17 protein-coding genes are annotated in these 15,378 nt (G+C 40.6%); 14 read left to right on the top strand and 3 right to left on the bottom strand.

The genetic code is table 11. The features are described 5' to 3' along the window. Positions 1-18 precede the first annotated feature (18 nt). Complete coding sequence (locus MKY20_RS00865; RefSeq protein ID WP_251175556.1) at positions 19-1,110, top strand: tartrate dehydrogenase; 1,092 nt, start codon at positions 19-21, stop codon at positions 1,108-1,110. 350 nt (positions 1,111-1,460) lie between these two features. Further along, positions 1,461-3,014, top strand: coding sequence for a BCCT family transporter (locus tag MKY20_RS00860; RefSeq protein ID WP_009335424.1), 1,554 nt, complete (start codon positions 1,461-1,463; stop codon positions 3,012-3,014). A 202-nt stretch (positions 3,015-3,216) separates the two neighbouring features. Here MKY20_RS00860 and MKY20_RS00855 read toward each other — a convergent pair whose 3' ends face one another. Together MKY20_RS00855 and MKY20_RS00850 are read right to left on the bottom strand one after the other, a co-directional pair. Continuing rightward, positions 3,217-4,575 carry an IS1182 family transposase gene (locus MKY20_RS00855; protein ID WP_251266574.1) on the bottom strand — a complete coding sequence of 453 codons (1,359 nt, stop codon included), beginning with the start codon at positions 4,573-4,575 and terminating at the stop codon, positions 3,217-3,219. Positions 4,576-4,702: 127 nt separating this feature from the next. Next, positions 4,703-5,632 carry a DMT family transporter gene (locus MKY20_RS00850; RefSeq protein WP_019381064.1) on the bottom strand — a complete coding sequence of 310 codons (930 nt, stop codon included), beginning with the start codon at positions 5,630-5,632 and terminating at the stop codon, positions 4,703-4,705. 208 nt (positions 5,633-5,840) lie between these two features. On the opposite strand from MKY20_RS00850, the gene MKY20_RS00845 reads away from it, so the two are divergent. The 4 genes from MKY20_RS00845 to MKY20_RS00830 all read left to right on the top strand — a co-directional run bounded on the left by MKY20_RS00845 (position 5,841) and on the right by MKY20_RS00830 (position 7,569). After that, a complete protein-coding gene (locus MKY20_RS00845) occupies positions 5,841-6,317 on the top strand; it encodes an Lrp/AsnC family transcriptional regulator (protein WP_009335421.1) in 477 nt (158 codons plus the stop codon). A 261-nt stretch (positions 6,318-6,578) separates the two neighbouring features. After that, complete coding sequence (locus MKY20_RS00840; protein WP_251174137.1) at positions 6,579-6,914, top strand: hypothetical protein; 336 nt, start codon at positions 6,579-6,581, stop codon at positions 6,912-6,914. Positions 6,915-6,926: 12 nt separating this feature from the next. Then, entirely contained in the window at positions 6,927-7,253 is a 327-nt protein-coding gene (locus tag MKY20_RS00835) for a hypothetical protein (protein ID WP_192908115.1), read from the top strand. Positions 7,254-7,365: 112 nt separating this feature from the next. Beyond that, entirely contained in the window at positions 7,366-7,569 is a 204-nt protein-coding gene (locus tag MKY20_RS00830) for a ChaB family protein (RefSeq protein ID WP_251174135.1), read from the top strand. 45 nt (positions 7,570-7,614) lie between these two features. Here MKY20_RS00830 and MKY20_RS00825 read toward each other — a convergent pair whose 3' ends face one another. Then, positions 7,615-8,085 (bottom strand): SRPBCC domain-containing protein, encoded by a 471-nt coding sequence (locus MKY20_RS00825; protein WP_009335417.1) that lies wholly within the window; start codon positions 8,083-8,085, stop codon positions 7,615-7,617. A 159-nt stretch (positions 8,086-8,244) separates the two neighbouring features. On the opposite strand from MKY20_RS00825, the gene MKY20_RS00820 reads away from it, so the two are divergent. The 8 genes from MKY20_RS00820 (at position 8,245) to MKY20_RS00785 (ending at position 15,377) form a co-directional block, all read left to right on the top strand. Continuing rightward, the gene (locus MKY20_RS00820) at positions 8,245-8,445 is read left to right on the top strand and encodes a hypothetical protein (protein ID WP_009335416.1); all 201 of its coding nucleotides are present in this window, start codon (positions 8,245-8,247) and stop codon (positions 8,443-8,445) included. Between the two features lie 188 nt (positions 8,446-8,633). Then, on the top strand, positions 8,634-9,197 hold the full coding sequence (locus MKY20_RS00815; protein WP_009335415.1) for a VanZ family protein: 564 nt from the start codon (positions 8,634-8,636) through the stop codon (positions 9,195-9,197). Between the two features lie 20 nt (positions 9,198-9,217). After that, positions 9,218-9,901 (top strand): response regulator transcription factor, encoded by a 684-nt coding sequence (locus MKY20_RS00810; RefSeq protein WP_009335414.1) that lies wholly within the window; start codon positions 9,218-9,220, stop codon positions 9,899-9,901. Beyond that, complete coding sequence (locus tag MKY20_RS00805) at positions 9,891-11,009, top strand: sensor histidine kinase (RefSeq protein ID WP_009335413.1); 1,119 nt, start codon at positions 9,891-9,893, stop codon at positions 11,007-11,009. Before MKY20_RS00810 ends, MKY20_RS00805 begins: the two co-directional genes overlap by 11 nt. A gap of 185 nt (positions 11,010-11,194) precedes the next feature. Further along, entirely contained in the window at positions 11,195-11,737 is a 543-nt protein-coding gene (locus tag MKY20_RS00800) for a GNAT family N-acetyltransferase (protein ID WP_192908118.1), read from the top strand. 394 nt (positions 11,738-12,131) lie between these two features. Then, positions 12,132-13,664, top strand: coding sequence for a maltose/glucose-specific PTS transporter subunit IIC (locus MKY20_RS00795; RefSeq protein ID WP_009335411.1), 1,533 nt, complete (start codon positions 12,132-12,134; stop codon positions 13,662-13,664). Between the two features lie 24 nt (positions 13,665-13,688). Further along, the gene (locus MKY20_RS00790; RefSeq protein ID WP_009335410.1) at positions 13,689-14,381 is read left to right on the top strand and encodes an N-acetylmannosamine-6-phosphate 2-epimerase; all 693 of its coding nucleotides are present in this window, start codon (positions 13,689-13,691) and stop codon (positions 14,379-14,381) included. Between the two features lie 156 nt (positions 14,382-14,537). After that, positions 14,538-15,377, top strand: coding sequence for a MurR/RpiR family transcriptional regulator (locus MKY20_RS00785; RefSeq protein WP_217034757.1), 840 nt, complete (start codon positions 14,538-14,540; stop codon positions 15,375-15,377). The last annotated feature ends 1 nt before the right edge of the window (position 15,378 follow it).

Raw genomic sequence — 15,378 nt, 5'->3', positions numbered from 1 at the left:
AGGTAAAGGGAGATTTTTGTGAAAATTTATAAAGTTGCGGTTATAGCAGGTGATGGAATTGGACCTGAAGTGATTGGCGAAGGGATCAAAGTACTAAATAAAGTGGCGGCGATGGATTCAGGTTTCCGCTTTGATTTTACTTATTTCCCTTGGGGCTGTGAATTTTATGCGAAACACGGAAAGATGATGGATGAAAATGGCATGGAAGAATTAAAGAAGTTTGATGCCATTTATTTGGGGGCAGTCGGGTTTCCCGGCGTCCCTGACCATATCTCTTTATGGGATCTGCTTTTAAGAATCCGCAAAGATTTTGATCAATATGTGAATATCCGGCCTGTTCATTTACTGAAAGGGGCAAAAACTTCCTTAGTGGATGTAAAACGGGAAGAGATAAATATGCTTTTTATCCGTGAGAATACCGAAGGAGAGTATGCGGGTGCTGGTGAATGGCTGTTTAAGGGGCAGCAAAATGAAGTTGTCCTGCAAAATAGTGTGTTTTCCCGAAAAGGAACGGAAAGAATCATTCGGTATGCATTTGAAGCAGCTCGTAAGGAAGGAAGGTCTCTCACAAGCATATCAAAGGCGAACGCATTAAATTATTCAATGGTTTTCTGGGATCAGGTTTTTGAAGAAATAAGCTCTGAATACCCTGATGTGGAAACAGCCTCCTACCTTGTAGATGCCGCTGCCATGCTGATGGTTAAGGATCCAAAGAGGTTTGAAGTGGTCGTCACTTCCAATTTATTTGGCGATATATTAACAGACCTGGGTGCTGCTATTGCAGGAGGAATAGGGCTTGCCGCTGGTGCCAACATTAATCCTGAAAGAAAGTATCCTTCCATGTTTGAACCTATTCATGGCTCTGCTCCTGATATTGCAGGTAAGGGGATTGCCAATCCGCTTGCTTCCATTTGGTCAGCCAGTCAGATGCTTGACTTTTTTGGTTATGAGGAATATGGAAAACAAGTGCTTGGAGCCATTGAGGATTTGCTGATCGAGGATGAGACACTTACACCGGATATGGGAGGAACCGCATCTACCGCGGAAGTGGGTAATCGGATTATTGACATCATGGAGACCCGGCTTGTATCTGGTAAACTAAAGGTTTAAAAGTCAGCGGATATCATAGGAAGAATTGATTCTTCCTATGGTATAGGTTGATTTTTCTTCCATTTCTTTTATACTTAACTTTTATTAGCGGCGGTCGTTATAAACCTGTTTCCACTTTTTAGATGGGAAGAATACTAATGCACCGCAAAGTCTGATAAATAGATAAAGTGACCGTTATGGGTCAGGGAATCTGCTAACGATCAAAATAATTGTGAAGGTGAAAAGGAAGAGTACTATTTTTTATGCGCTAGTCCGATTTACCTTTTCTCTCATTTATTTTTTGGAATAACAGGAAACCGCTTACATTTAAAATACTGAAAATTCAATATTCTGGAAAGAGGAGTGTTGGCATGAACGGTAAAAAAACTGTCTTTTTTTCCTCGTTAGCCATAAGTTTGGTTTTAATAAGTATAGGGGTCTTTGCCCCAAAGCAAATGGAAAGCTTTTCAAATCATTCACTGGAATTTATCTATAATAACTTGGGCTGGTTTATTCTGGGCAGTGTCTTTTTCTTCTTTGCTTTTTGTATGTATATTGGGCTTTCAAGATTCGGGAAAATCAGGCTGGGGGACGATCATGATCGGCCAGAATACAAAACAGCTACATGGGTAGGGATGCTGTTCAGTGCCTCTATTGGGATAAGTCTTGTATTTTGGGGTGTGGCAGAACCAGTTTCATACTATATTGATCCTCCCTTTGGGAAAGGATCTTCAGAAGAATCCGCAAAGCTGGCAATGCAATTTGTTTACCTGCATTGGGGGGTCTCTGCATGGGCGTGTTATGCAGTTGTAGGAGTCTCCTTAGCATTTTTCCAATTCCGCAAAAAGCTGCCGGCCTCACTGAGTTCTGTTTTTTATCCATTAATAGGAGACAAAATTAGGGGCCCTTTTGGCAAACTGATTGATGTCGTTGTCATTCTTTCCATTGTCATTGGCATAGCCACATCGCTGGGATTTGGAACGCTTCAAGTGAATAGCGGTATGAATTATCTGTGGGGTCTTCCGGTAAGCTTTTATACCCAAGTTGCTATTATTCTCGTTGTAAGTTTTATTTATGTCGGTTCCACTGTTTCAGGCCTTCAGGGAGCGATGAAGCATTTGTCCAACCTTAATATGCTGCTGGCATTTGCACTATTGGCATTCGTATTGTTTCTTGGACCAACCCAATCCATCTTAAAGATCTTTTTTCAAGGGATAGGGGATTACGCCCAGAATTTCATTGGGATGTCGTTTAGGACTGAGCCCTATAGTGATGGAACCTGGATTGCAAGCTGGACACTGTTTTATTTTGGCTGGTGGATCGCCTGGGCTCCGCTTGTCGGCAGTTTCGTAGCCAGAATTTCAAAGGGCAGAACCATCAAAGAGTTTATGATCGGGGCCATCTTTATCCCTGTTGCAGGAGCATTCTTCTGGTTTGCCGTGATGGGCGGTTCGGCCATTGATCTCATTCAGAACATGGGCGAAACAGCGATTGCAACGGCGGTTTCCACCGATGTAACCTCTGCTTTATTTAAGTTTTTCGATTATTTTCCAATGAGTGTCTTTTTAAGTATTTTAGCTATGGTACTTGTACTTGTTTTCTTTATAACCTCTGCGAATTCTGCTGTTTTTGTATTAGGGATGATCAGTGAAAATGGAAACCCTAATCCATCTCACTCAACAAAAGTTATATGGGGGATTGTAATTGCTGGGGTCTCTGCTGTATTAATTATGACAGGAGGCCTATCCGGCTTACAGTCAGCCCTGGTTGCCACATCCATCCCGTTAGCCATTCTCATGCTTTTCATGTGTTACTCCACTTATAAGGGCTTAAAAGATGAGCTAAAAGCGATGAGTGAAAGCCGGAATCAAGATGAGCCTATCGTTAAAAGTATAAGAAAGAAAGCTGTTGCCAAAAAGGCATAAGCGGGGACAATGGGACAGGTACACTGTCCCTAATTACTCAAAAGATTAGAAGGAATCAAAGTGCCTGCTCCCTATAAAGGGGCAGGCACTGCAGTTTGTAGACAAAAAGAGTTCGGAATAGTCTCATTCCGAACTCTTTTTTTGATTTTTTGTAGGACTTCAAGTAATTACAGAGAATTGCAGACCTCTCCGAGGTTATCATTTAGGCCATTTCTGGACCTTGCCAAGTCCAGTTGGCCATTTTCTTCAAATTCATGGCAGCGAAAGTAAGCATCGCCTGCATCGACATTTTTTTAAGTCCCCTGAGGGTTGTCCAACGCATGCCATGCTTTTCTTTTGCATCTGCGAATACTCGTTCAATTGTTTCTTTGCGTTTTTCATAGATCGGTTTGACGTCTTGATGGTGGCGAAGATGATCTGCTTCTTCCACATGTTCCTCCCACACATGACGTTGAATCAGTTTTTGATGTGCTTGACTCTGTGTGCATTGAGACAAGAAAGGGCATCCAGCACAAATTCGAGGATCTGATTTATATTGACGATAGCCTTCCTTTGTAGTTGTAGTATATTTTAATATCTCACCAGTTGGGCAAATGTAACAGTCAAAATGCTCATCATAAACATACTCATGTTTTCTGAAGAAACCCTCTTTTGTGCGAGGTCGTGTGTAAGGTAAAGCAGGTGTGATGTCGTTTTTCAATAAGTAGCTCGTGATAGCAGGTGTTTTATAGGCTGCGTCTGCCGCAACAGCTTTTGGTTTACTAACTTTCTCAATGACTTGTTCTACCAATGGCTCTAAAATATGACTATCATGCGTGTTACCAGGGGTTACAATTGCGCCTAACACGAAGCCGTTGCGGTCTGCAGCCGCATGGAAAGAATAAGCGAACTGTTTTGTACGCTCATCTTTTACATAGTAGCCACTCTCTGGATCTGTTGTACTTTCCTTGATTTCTTTGTATTCTTCTTTATCAAACTTATCAGGTGGAAACGGCTTTTTTCCATGATCCTCGCGGTCTTGGTTAATCTCCTCTTGAAGGCGTTCTTGATAAGCACGGGTTTCTTTTCGAACAACTTTCTTTTCAAATTTGCGTTTATTTGCACTCGCTTTTACATGAGTAGAATCTACAAAAACGTGTTCAGCACTAATTAAATTCTTTTCAGCTGCGGTTTTTAAGATTCGGTAAAATATTTGTTCAAAGAGATCGCTGTCTTTAAATCGGCGCTCATAATTTTTACCGAAAGTTGAGAAGTGAGGAACTTTATCGTGAAAGCCATATCCTAAAAACCATCGATAAGCCATATTCGTTTTCAATTCTTCAATTGTTTGACGCATGGAGCGAATACCGAAGGTATATTGAATAAATGTGAGTTTAATTAATATTACAGGGTCAATACTTGGGCGGCCTTTTTCTGAATACTTATCTTTTACCAAGTCATAGATGAATGAGAAATTAATCGCCGCTTCAATTTTGCGGACCAAATGGTCCGCCGGTACAAGTTCGTCTAAAGCAACCATTTCAATTTGATCCCGTTGAATTGGATTATGTTTTGAAAGCATTTAAATCACCTCAAGCTTTGTATTACTTCTATTTTAAAATAAAAAAGACTGCAGACAAGCACGATTTTCATCGAGTTTGTCGACAGTCTAAAGTGCCTGCTCCATATAAAGGGGCAGGCACTGCTTTTTATCTCTCCTTAACCGGCTCACTTATAAATACTGGTGCAGGAATCCCCATTGTTGTTTTTCCAGTCCTGGTTTTAAGTGCAGAGAATAAGAAACACCCCGCAATGACAATGATGCTTCCGACCGCTTGTATCCAGTTCAAGACCTCTCCTAAGAAGATAAAAGCTAAGATGGCTGTGAAAATGGGATTAAAGTTTAGGAACAGGCCGGAAGTGCTTGGTCCCAGCTGGTTGACCCCGATGTTCCAGAGTACCATGCATAGGACTGTTGAAATCAGACCCGTATACAGAATGGATAAAAGAAAGGAAGCACTGACATCTGTAACGGTGAAACCAGCAGTGTTGAACGGCAAAAGCACGAGAAGGCCAAATATGCCTGAGTATAAGATGGACATCATAGGTGTAACGAAAGACATGGCCCATTTGCTGCAGACCGAATAGATTCCCCACATGCCCACCGCGGCCATCATATAAAGGTCCCCATTATTAAACTGAAGAGAGACCAGTAACTCCAGGCTACCTTTTGAAAGGACCAGCAGTACGCCAAACAATGAAATGAACATGGACATGAGCTGCAGTATGTTTATTTTTTCTTTTAGAAAAATGAAAGAGAAGGCAGCAATGGAAAACATATTTAATGTAGAGATTAAGCCAACGCTGGTGGCCGATGTTTTTTCCAGTGCCATGAATTGCAGGGCCTGGAACAAAGCTACTCCCGTGATGCCCATTAGCAGTAATGGCAGGATTGCATTTTTCGGCGGCAGCAGCCGTTTCTCTTTATGCCAGACAAGAGGAACGAGACAGATAATGGCGATGGCCCATCTTAAAATGGTTAAGGTAATAGGAGATGCATGATCCACAAGCGTTTTTCCTACAATGAAATTTCCGCCCCAGAGAAGACTTGTTAAAAGAAGGAGAAGATAATAGTTCACGTCATTAAGCTCCTTTTCAGAGCCATTGTGCACAATGACATTATTTATATGAATAATTTTAACATTTATTTAAAAAAACAAAAGATAATTTTGTATAATGAAATTAATTCAAAATAATTAAAAGTATATAAGATTATAATTGTAGAATATTCAGTTTGAGTGTGTGATTTGATCCGTATTTTGAATAATTGAAAAGGGCTGATGGATAGTGGAATCAATTGTAAGCAAGGTATTAGATCACCTGGATATAAAAATCCTGGATTTGCTTCAAAAGGATGCTCGGATTAGCAATCTGGAACTGTCGAAAAAGGTGAATCTTTCTGCTCCAGCTGTACATGCAAGGATTAAGCGTTTGGAAGCGGAAGGGTATATCCAGAAGCATGTGGCTATTTTAAGCCATGAGAAGCTGGGCTTTGATTTATTATGCTTCGTGTTCATGAGCACCAATATGCACCAGGCTGAAAAACTGGAATCTCTTGAAAAAACGCTGGAATCAATGAAGGAAGTTTTAGAATGTCATTGTTTAACAGGGGAGTATGATTATCTGCTGAAAGTAGCCTGCAAGGATCGCAAGGGGCTGGAGATGTTTATCAGGAAGCTGAATGAATTGGGAATCACGAAGATTCAGACCAGCCTGGCATTGAGGGAGATTAAGGATTCGACGGTGCTGCCAATACAGGATTAGAGTCTTTAACGAATGCCTTGAAACCTTTTCCAATAATTATCGTAGAAAGCAGGAACAAAGGTCAGGAGGGATTAGTTTGACAAAAAAGCTCGAGCAGCTCGAAACACGTTATTATGTGCTTTTTGGCGCTGTAATTGGTTCTGTGATCGGATTAGTGGCTTATGTGAAAGATTGGATCTAATCGATGAAAATTATTGATACATTTCCGTTTTTTATGCGCAGCTGCTTTATCAGGAAGGAGCGGCTACCCATTTTTCCAGAATGACAGAGCCTGGTTTAAACACGTCTGTCTATTTTTCCTTCGATGATGGAGGGGACGAGTGGCTGGAATTCGCAATATCCAAACAGCATGATATCAAGCTGGAATTTGCTGAAGATTATGTATCTAAAACAGCGGATGCGATATTTCTTGAATGGTTTTCCATCCGTGGCGGTGAAAGATTTGGATATAGCCGATTGGGATATTTTTTGGGGGATATGTTTTTCCAAAGCCTTGTTGAACGGATGGAAGAAAGACATGCCATCACTGCATGGAAAAGACCTGACTTTATTGACTCTGCTGAAGTTTGGCTCGATGGAAAGGGAATTGTGACATGATGAGGTGGAAGAATGAATGATCATAAAGATAAACCTAATGCAGGGTATACACTGTTTAAACCAACAGGTGTACGCCATGAATTTCCTCTTGTCGACTTGGTGAAACAACAAGTGACGGGAACTGTTCTTTACAAGGATAAAATATATATGACTGTTGTTGTTGACGTAAAGGCAGATACAGTACAAGTTCAAGGAGACACTGCTGATTTAGGGGATTTAGCCATTAGCAGAGAGTCTTACATTGATATGTTCAAAGATCAGGCGAAGTTTTTCATTGATAACCATATTTATAATCCGAAGGCGTATTATGATGAACTAATTAATAATCCTTCCGAGTGATGACGGGCAGCTGAGTGGCTATTCCTGGACATGGGGACTTCCTGGGATGTGTTTAAAACACACATAATTAGGAAAAATACATAAAAGAACATGTGCAGGGGAGGAAGCAAAAATGCCTTATGATAAACTAAGCGATCTGCCTGATTCCGTCAAAGATAATCTTCCGCATCACGCACAGGAGATCTTTAAGGAAGCGTTTAATTCTGCAAGCGAAGAATATGGCGAGGAAGAAACGGCCTTTAAGGTTGCCTGGAGTGCAGTGAAGAAGAAATATGAGAAGAATGATGATGATAAATGGGTGAAGAAGGAAGAGTAAATATGCTTTTACAGTAAAAGGTGTCCCGTTCCAGGACACCTTTTGTTATTCATCATCAACCGCTTCATTTTCCACATATCTCTTCAAGTTCTGATATTGCTCTTCAAACACAAATTTAGCCGTCCATCCTAATAGTCTGGTTGTCAGTTTATAGAAGAAGTTGCTTGGTACAAGGCTTGCTTCCACGATCAGGCGCGTGCCGTTGTGTTCTCTTGATAAGAGATACTTTGAAATACTTAAGCCTTCTTTGGAATGAGAGTGCATAACAACTTTATGGGGAGCTTTATATTCAATTAATTCGGAATCGATTTTGATGATTTTTTTATCAAGTTTCTGAACGGTGACAAACTTAGTGCCAGGCACTGGGACTGGTTTATTTTCCTCATTGTCATAGATGTTTTCGATCAGCATGGTATTCCAGAGCTTTATTTTTTCATCATCATCGACGTACTTAAAAACCAAATCTATTGGGGCATGAATTACATCTTCATACCTGTAAACCAGCATTTCTTTCATTTTAAAGTCCTCTTTCTTTCTATTTATTCAAAGGCATCTTAATAGTTTTTTCGGCAGAACTTGCCTGTTATTAACTTTATAAATGGATCGGTTGTTTTGTTTTAATTTTCTGAAACTAAATAAACCATCATCCGTATATAAAAATAAGGGGTGATGGAAATGTCAGGATTCATTATTATTGGTTTACTTCTTATTATCATGATCGCTATTGGTGATTCCAGACCATCGAATCGTTCTTATGGCAGCGGAAAAAATCATTCTTCCTATCACCATACAGGAGATTATAGCAGTTCGCATAATTGTGATAGTTTTGGAGGGGGCTTTGGCGGAGATGGCGGAGGCTGCGGGGGAGGCGATTAGTCATTTGTTTTTTTTAACATCTGTATGCAAAATTTAAAGATTGTGTTAAATTCCATAATACAAAACCCGCCAATCAGGGCGGGTTTTATTTATGTACTAACTTTTTACTGATTCTTAATCTCTTCTTTAAAAACTCTTTAGAACTTCTTCCTATACTATGTTTATTGAAAGATAAGGAGGAAGTTAAATTGAAAGAAACAATGTCGATAATGTTTTCCATTCCATCATGGTATGTACTTCTGCCAGCTGCTTTACTGGGATTAATAGGGCTCTGGATCTGGATGAGGCACCGTAAGGAAAAGATAAGGCCGTTACAACTTGCCGTTCTGATTTCCTTCGGGATCTACTTGCTTTGCGTCCTGCATCTGGTCTTTTTCCCAATCGATGTGAATATAGGGATGTATGCAAATCGGACGCCCTGGTATAAGGCAATCAATTTTATTCCCATTTTGACAATCGATCTGAAAACGTTTTTGTTAAATATTATTATGCTGATTCCTTTTGGCATGTATTTACCGTTTATAATGAAGTCGAAAGACAGTTCTAAGAAAGCTGCAAAGCTTGGATTTCTGCTGAGTGCTTCCTTTGAGCTTCTGCAGCTGATCATTCGAGTGACGCTGGGAAGCGGAAGAAGCACAGATATCAATGACTTGCTTGCGAATACTCTGGGAGCAGTTATTGGATATCTGATTGTTAAGCGCATGTTTAAGGTAACTCCTTTAAATAGTATGCTCAAACAGTTTCAGCTTTAGCTGATGGGAGGAGACAGGCAATGACAAGAATCCTGATCGTTGATGATGATCGGCAAATTGCTGATTTGATAGAAGTATATCTGAAGAATGATGGCTATATCATTGATAAAGCCGGGGATGGAATGGAAGCACTTAAGAAACTGGAGCAGGATCCTCCTGACCTGATTGTTTTAGATATCATGATGCCGAAGATGGATGGACTTGAGTTTTGCAAATATGTCAGAAAAAACAATCAGGTGCCGATCCTGATGGTCAGTGCCAAGGCAGAGGATATGGACAAAATCATGGGTTTAATGACTGGTGCCGATGACTATATGATTAAGCCGTTTAATCCCCTGGAGCTGGCTGCGAGAGTAAAGGCATTGCTCCGCAGGGCAAATTATAAAACAACTGGAAAAGCTGATGATGTATTATATATCGGATCTGTCGCCATCGATAAGCGGAGCCATGGCGTTACCGCTGAGGGAAGCGAAATAAAGCTAACAGCACGGGAATTTGAGATTTTATATTTGCTGGCTAAGAATCGCGGCCGTGTGTATGCATCGGAGGAGATTTTTGAAAAGGTCTGGAATGAACCTGGTGAAGGGTCAAACAAGACTGTCATGGTTCATATCAGCAATATTCGCGAAAAGCTGGAAGCGGCGCTGCCAGGTGAATCGGTCATTCAGACCGTCTGGGGAGTGGGGTATAAAATTGAAAAATAATATTATGAATCTGCTCCGATATCTGCCTAAGTGGAAAGTCATGATGTATATCCTGCTGTCACTTTTCCTGGCGGTGGTTATGGGAGCTGTTCTCCTGCCGGCAGTATGGTTTTTAGAGGACAATTCCAGATTTTTTGAGAGCCTGTTTTTCATCCTATCCTATTTTCGTGAATTCTTCTTCCTTGTTTTCTATCTTTTGGCCACCGGGTTATTTTTGCTGATATTTTATCAGTTTGAGCGGAAACGATATCTTGCACTTAATCTTATTAAAGTGACAGAGGATGTTCAGCGATGGGTAAGGCAGGAGAATGCTTCAGAAGGTTTTTACGTGCAGCCGGAATTTCAGGCACTCGCAGATGGCATACAAAAGATAATTGAAAAATCGGAGGAGGCAATTAAGGAAGTCAAAAGGACAGAGCAGCTGAAAAATGAGCTTGTAACGAGTGTAGCGCACGACTTAAGGTCTCCGCTTACGTCCATTATAGGATACCTGGATCTTATTAATAATGACCGGTACAGTAATGAGGTCGAGCTTCGCCACTATGTTCAAATCATTCATGCAAAGACATCAAGCTTATATGCGTTAATTAATGATATCTTTGAATACACTTATATGCAGAACCAGCAGATCAAGCTGCATAAGGAAGCTATTAATATCGAGGAAATGCTTAATCAGATAGCCGTACAGACAAAGGTGCAATTGGAAGCAGCAGGAATGGAGTTCCGATTATTTTCATCTGTTGATGATCCTGTTGTAGAGGGGGATGGTGTAAAGCTGGCCCGTGTATTCGAAAATCTTATACAAAATGCAATCCGCTATGGAAGTGATGGCAGGTATCTGGATGCTGCGCTACATGATAGAAAAGACATGATTGAGATCGAAATTGCTAACTATGGCCAGGCCATACCTCGCATTGATCTTCCACATATCTTTGATCGCTTCTACCGCGTTGAGAAGTCACGATCCCAGTATACAGGTGGTTCGGGTTTGGGACTGGCGATTTCCAAAAGCATCGTCGATCTTCATAGCGGGTACATAGATGTGGAGAGTGCACCAGGGAAAACGGCTTTTACTATTAAGTTATTCAAGAAATATCGAAGTAAGTGAGCAGAAGTGCGTTAATCCTCGATTAACGCACTTTTTTAATGGCTGACTGCGGCCTGATCGATGAATAAGCAGGAAACCTTAAGGATACATTTTTTTACTAAGTCTTTTCCTGGGTATAGTAGAATGAGAGAAACAAAATGGAAGGAAGTATCCAAAGGAGTAACTATAAAAGGGGCAGATTAATAGTGAATAATGTCATGATAAGAAGGCCAGCTGCTGAGGATGCAAAAGATCTAAACCATTTCTTTCGAATGGTTATAACCGATACGTTTCTTAAAGAAGGCATTGGTGATTTGCTGGAAGACATGGAAGAAGAAATTATAGCCAAGAAAAACTATTTGAATATGGATATGAAAAGCGGCGGTAAAGAACGGTATTTTCTAATCGCTCTACTTGGCGATAAAATCGTTGGTTCAATAGAATACGGAGCAGCCAATGAGCTGATAATTAGAGGTTCGGATCAGGCACTTAATGGCTTTTATGAAGTGGGTACAGTCTTTGTACATCCTGATTATCAGAAAAAGGGCATAGGCAATCAATTATTAGCAGCTATGTATTTGACCTTAAGGAATAAAGGAGTAGAAGAATTCTGTTTAGATTCAGGATATAAACATTCACAAAAGATCTGGAGAAGGAAGTTTGGAGAACCGGATTATTTATTAAAGGATTATTGGGGAGAAGGGTCTCATCATATGATTTGGCGAATCAAGGTTAATTCTATTAAATAATCTTGCCTAGCTGTTTATTTGACATCTCCTTTTGCAGGTTAATGGCTAAATGTCACTCTATCCTTAATAAGGAAGGTTCTGTTAGCGATATTCCAATTTCAAAAGACCAGCCAGATATTTTCTGGCTGGTCCAGTATTGTAAATGAAGATTTAACGTAAATATATTAATCAAGTAAGTTTATTTTTAACTATTTTTCCTTTTAACGGCATACAAATGTCGCTTTATGTTTTTTAGGCACCTTAGCAACTGAACGTATTTTCAGCGTTGCCGGCAGAATGATGAAAAGGATTGAAAACGATTTCAATCCCATTGAACTGCTGCAGCTGGGAATATATGATACGGATAGAAGGTTAAAGCATCAGGTTACTCAGCAAGATAAAGGGGGTTTATTCAATGAAAAAAGCTTTTGAAAAAGCTCAGCAATTTGGTAAATCGTTCATGCTGCCTATTGCGGTTTTGCCGGCAGCGGGTTTGTTATTAGGGATTGGCGGAGCGCTGTCTAATCCGAATACGGTTTCAGCTTATCCATTTTTAGATATCACCTGGCTTCAGGCCATTTTTACGATCATGAGTGCTGCTGGATCGATTGTATTTGCCAACTTGCCGATCATATTTGCGGTAGGGGTAGCGATCGGTTTAGCCCGTTCAGATAAAGCAACGGCTGGTTTAGCAGCCATGATTGGTTATTTTGTTATGAACAGCACCATTAGTGCGCTGCTTTCTTTAACCGGAGATCTGGCGAAGGATAACCTGGCAGGAGCCGGCCAAGGGATGGCTGTCGGGATTCAAACTTTGGAAACCGGTGTTTTTGGGGGGATTATCGTCGGGATAGCGGCAGCTGCCCTGCATAATAAATACAATAAAATTCAGCTGCCTCAAGTGTTAGGATTCTTTGGAGGATCCCGCTTTATTCCTATTGTCGTTTCATTTGCTTCGATTTTTGTTGGAGCCATTCTATTTGTGATCTGGCCATATTTCCAGGCAGTAATCAATGGGCTTGGATCAGTTGTTACTGGCACCGGGGAAATCGGAACTCTATTCTACGGATTTATTTTACGTATGCTTGGACCGCTTGGTCTGCACCATATTTTTTATCTTCCATTCTGGCAAACGGCTCTTGGAGGAACACTGGAGATTGGCGGGAAGCTAATCAGCGGTACACAAAATATCTTTTTTGCCCAGCTGGGTGATCCTTCGACTGAACAATATTACGAAGGGGTATCACGATTTATGTCAGGCCGTTTTATTACGATGATGTTTGGGTTGCCGGGTGCAGCATTGGCCATTTATCATTGCTCTAAAAAGAAAAACAGAAAAGTGGTTGCTGGAATTTTGTTATCCGCAGCATTAACCTCATTTTTGACAGGCATCACAGAGCCGCTTGAATTTAGTTTCTTGTTCGTGGCACCTCTTCTTTATTTAGTACATGCCATTTTCGATGGTTTTGCTTTTATGATGGCGGACATTTTCAATATTACTGTCGGCCAAACCTTCTCAGGCGGATTTATTGATTTTATTTTATTTGGAATTCTTCAAGGGACAGATAAAACAAACTGGCCATATGTATTGATGGTAGGTATTCCATGGTTCTTCCTATACTACTTTACATTTAAATTCTTAATCAGAAAAAAGAATTTCAAAGTTCTGGGACGTGAAGATGAAGAACAGGCTGCGGAGCAAGTTGCAGCTACAGATCGTGCTAAAACGATTGTAGAAGGATTAGGCGGAACAAATAATATTGATATTGTTGATTGCTGTGCGACTCGTCTGCGGGTAACCGTAAAGGATGAATCCATGGTAAAAGATGAAATCATTAAACAGACCGGATCAAAAGGGATTGTGAAAAAGGGAACGGGAGTTCAAATTATTTATGGACCTCAAGTCACCATTGTTAAAAACGAGATAGAAGAGTATCTGGGTCAGTAATAAATAATAAGGACGTGTTTTTAAATGCATCAAGTGCTGGAACAAATCAAAAATGGGCTAATTGTTTCCTGCCAGGCTTTAGAAGGAGAACCGCTTCACAGCTCGTTCATTATGGGACGTATGGCATTGGCTGCAAAGGAGGGAGGGGCTGTTGGCATTCGTGCCAACTCTGTCCCTGATATTAAGGAAATAAAAGAACAAGTTGATCTTCCTGTGATTGGCATCATCAAACAAGTATACAAGGACCATCCTGTCTTTATTACACCAACGATGAAAGAGATCGATGCCTTAGCTGAGACGGGTGCCGAAATCATTGCAACAGATGCAACGACCCGGATCCGGCCGGATGGAAACGATCTGGAATCGTTTTATCAGGAGGTAAGATCAAAGTATCCTCATATACTGCTGATGGGCGATGTCTCTTCAGTAGAAGAAGCCATTTTGGCCGATGAGCTTGGATTTGATATTGTCGCACCAACATTATACGGATATACAGAAGAGACAAAAGGATTGAAAATCGATGATCATGACTACTCCGTGATCAAACAAATCGTCAAAGAAGTGAAGCATGCAAAGGTTATAGCTGAAGGAAATGTCTCCACTCCGGAGATTGCCCGTTCAGTACTGGACTTTCATGTTCACTCGGTTGTGGTAGGCGGTGCAATAACAAGACCGCAGATCATCACGAAAAGATTTGTAGAGGCTATTAAAAAATAAGGATCAGCTGAAAACAACTCAGTCTTCTGACTGTTGTTTTCAGCTTTTTGCTTTAGTGAGGCTAGTTATAGATATTTCATAGTTTTCTGCCCTTTGAACAAAAATATGGTTATCATCTTGTATAATGAACCTAAGGATATAAAAAGGAGATGGAATATGGAATATCTCGGTGAGAACCTTCTTCATGGCATAGCCTGCTCGATGGAAAAGTTCACAAGCTCGGAGTCGGAATTAGCAAAATATATAATCGGAAATCCTGATGAAATCAGCCAATTGTCAATCAATCAAATCGCGAAAAAAATTCATATTTCTCCTGCTACGATTACCCGATTCTGTCAGAAAATCTCTTTTTCAGGGTTTAATGAATTCAAGCACGAATTAAAGAGATATATCGACTTAAGAAATAAGCCGGCAGCGTCCAGTGACATCAAAGAGATTGATTATTTTTCCAATCTCTATCAAAACCATTTAGAGATCATCGAAACGACTTTCCGGAACATGACTTATTTTGATATTCAGCAAGCTATTACCCTGTTAACGAAAGCGGAGAGAGTGCATGTATACGGCATCGGCAACTCAGGGATTGCAGCACAGGAGTTTAAATGGAAGTTTTTTCGGATCGGAATCCAGGTTGAGTCGATTACAGACCCTCATCAAGCTGTGATGGATGCAGCATTAAGCTCAGACAGAAGCCTTGTCATTGGCATTTCTGTTTCAGGGAAAACAAAAGAAATAATCGATGCTGTCAAAATTTCCAAGAGACAAGGTGCGTCAGTCCTTGCTATCTCAAGTGATAAAACATCCGAACTCTCCCGGCTGGCAGATCTATCCCTTCTGGTTACTAGTAAAAACAGTATGCATATGGGCCAGAACATCTCTCCAACACTGCCGCTCTTCCTGCTCTTTGACTTGCTTTACACAGAACTTGTGGCGAAGGACTATATCAATCGTGTTCAGATTCGGGATAAGACATTAAGGGCCTTGAAGGATATCTAAT

This window comes from Cytobacillus sp. FSL W8-0315 (genome assembly GCF_038002905.1).
Classification (GTDB): domain Bacteria; phylum Bacillota; class Bacilli; order Bacillales; family Cytobacillaceae; genus Cytobacillus; species Cytobacillus pseudoceanisediminis.
Note: the sequence above shows the minus strand (reverse complement) of the source record. Positions and strands in the feature narration are given on the sequence as shown.

What these genes read in the sequence shown, in the direction of transcription:
- MKY20_RS00825 (WP_009335417.1), bottom strand. Translation starts at nt 8,085, where the DNA reads ATGAAAGAAATGCTGGTTTACAGGTATGAAGATGTAATTCATGCCCCA.
- MKY20_RS00820 (WP_009335416.1), top strand. Translation starts at nt 8,245, where the DNA reads ATGTCAGGATTCATTATTATTGGTTTACTTCTTATTATCATGATCGCT.
- MKY20_RS00830 (WP_251174135.1), top strand. Translation starts at nt 7,366, where the DNA reads ATGCCTTATGATAAACTAAGCGATCTGCCTGATTCCGTCAAAGATAAT.
- MKY20_RS00810 (WP_009335414.1), top strand. Translation starts at nt 9,218, where the DNA reads ATGACAAGAATCCTGATCGTTGATGATGATCGGCAAATTGCTGATTTG.
- MKY20_RS00840 (WP_251174137.1), top strand. Translation starts at nt 6,579, where the DNA reads ATGACAGAGCCTGGTTTAAACACGTCTGTCTATTTTTCCTTCGATGAT.
- MKY20_RS00795 (WP_009335411.1), top strand. Translation starts at nt 12,132, where the DNA reads ATGAAAAAAGCTTTTGAAAAAGCTCAGCAATTTGGTAAATCGTTCATG.
- MKY20_RS00785 (WP_217034757.1), top strand. Translation starts at nt 14,538, where the DNA reads ATGGAATATCTCGGTGAGAACCTTCTTCATGGCATAGCCTGCTCGATG.
- MKY20_RS00860 (WP_009335424.1), top strand. Translation starts at nt 1,461, where the DNA reads ATGAACGGTAAAAAAACTGTCTTTTTTTCCTCGTTAGCCATAAGTTTG.
- MKY20_RS00790 (WP_009335410.1), top strand. Translation starts at nt 13,689, where the DNA reads ATGCATCAAGTGCTGGAACAAATCAAAAATGGGCTAATTGTTTCCTGC.
- MKY20_RS00835 (WP_192908115.1), top strand. Translation starts at nt 6,927, where the DNA reads ATGAATGATCATAAAGATAAACCTAATGCAGGGTATACACTGTTTAAA.
- MKY20_RS00855 (WP_251266574.1), bottom strand. Translation starts at nt 4,575, where the DNA reads ATGCTTTCAAAACATAATCCAATTCAACGGGATCAAATTGAAATGGTT.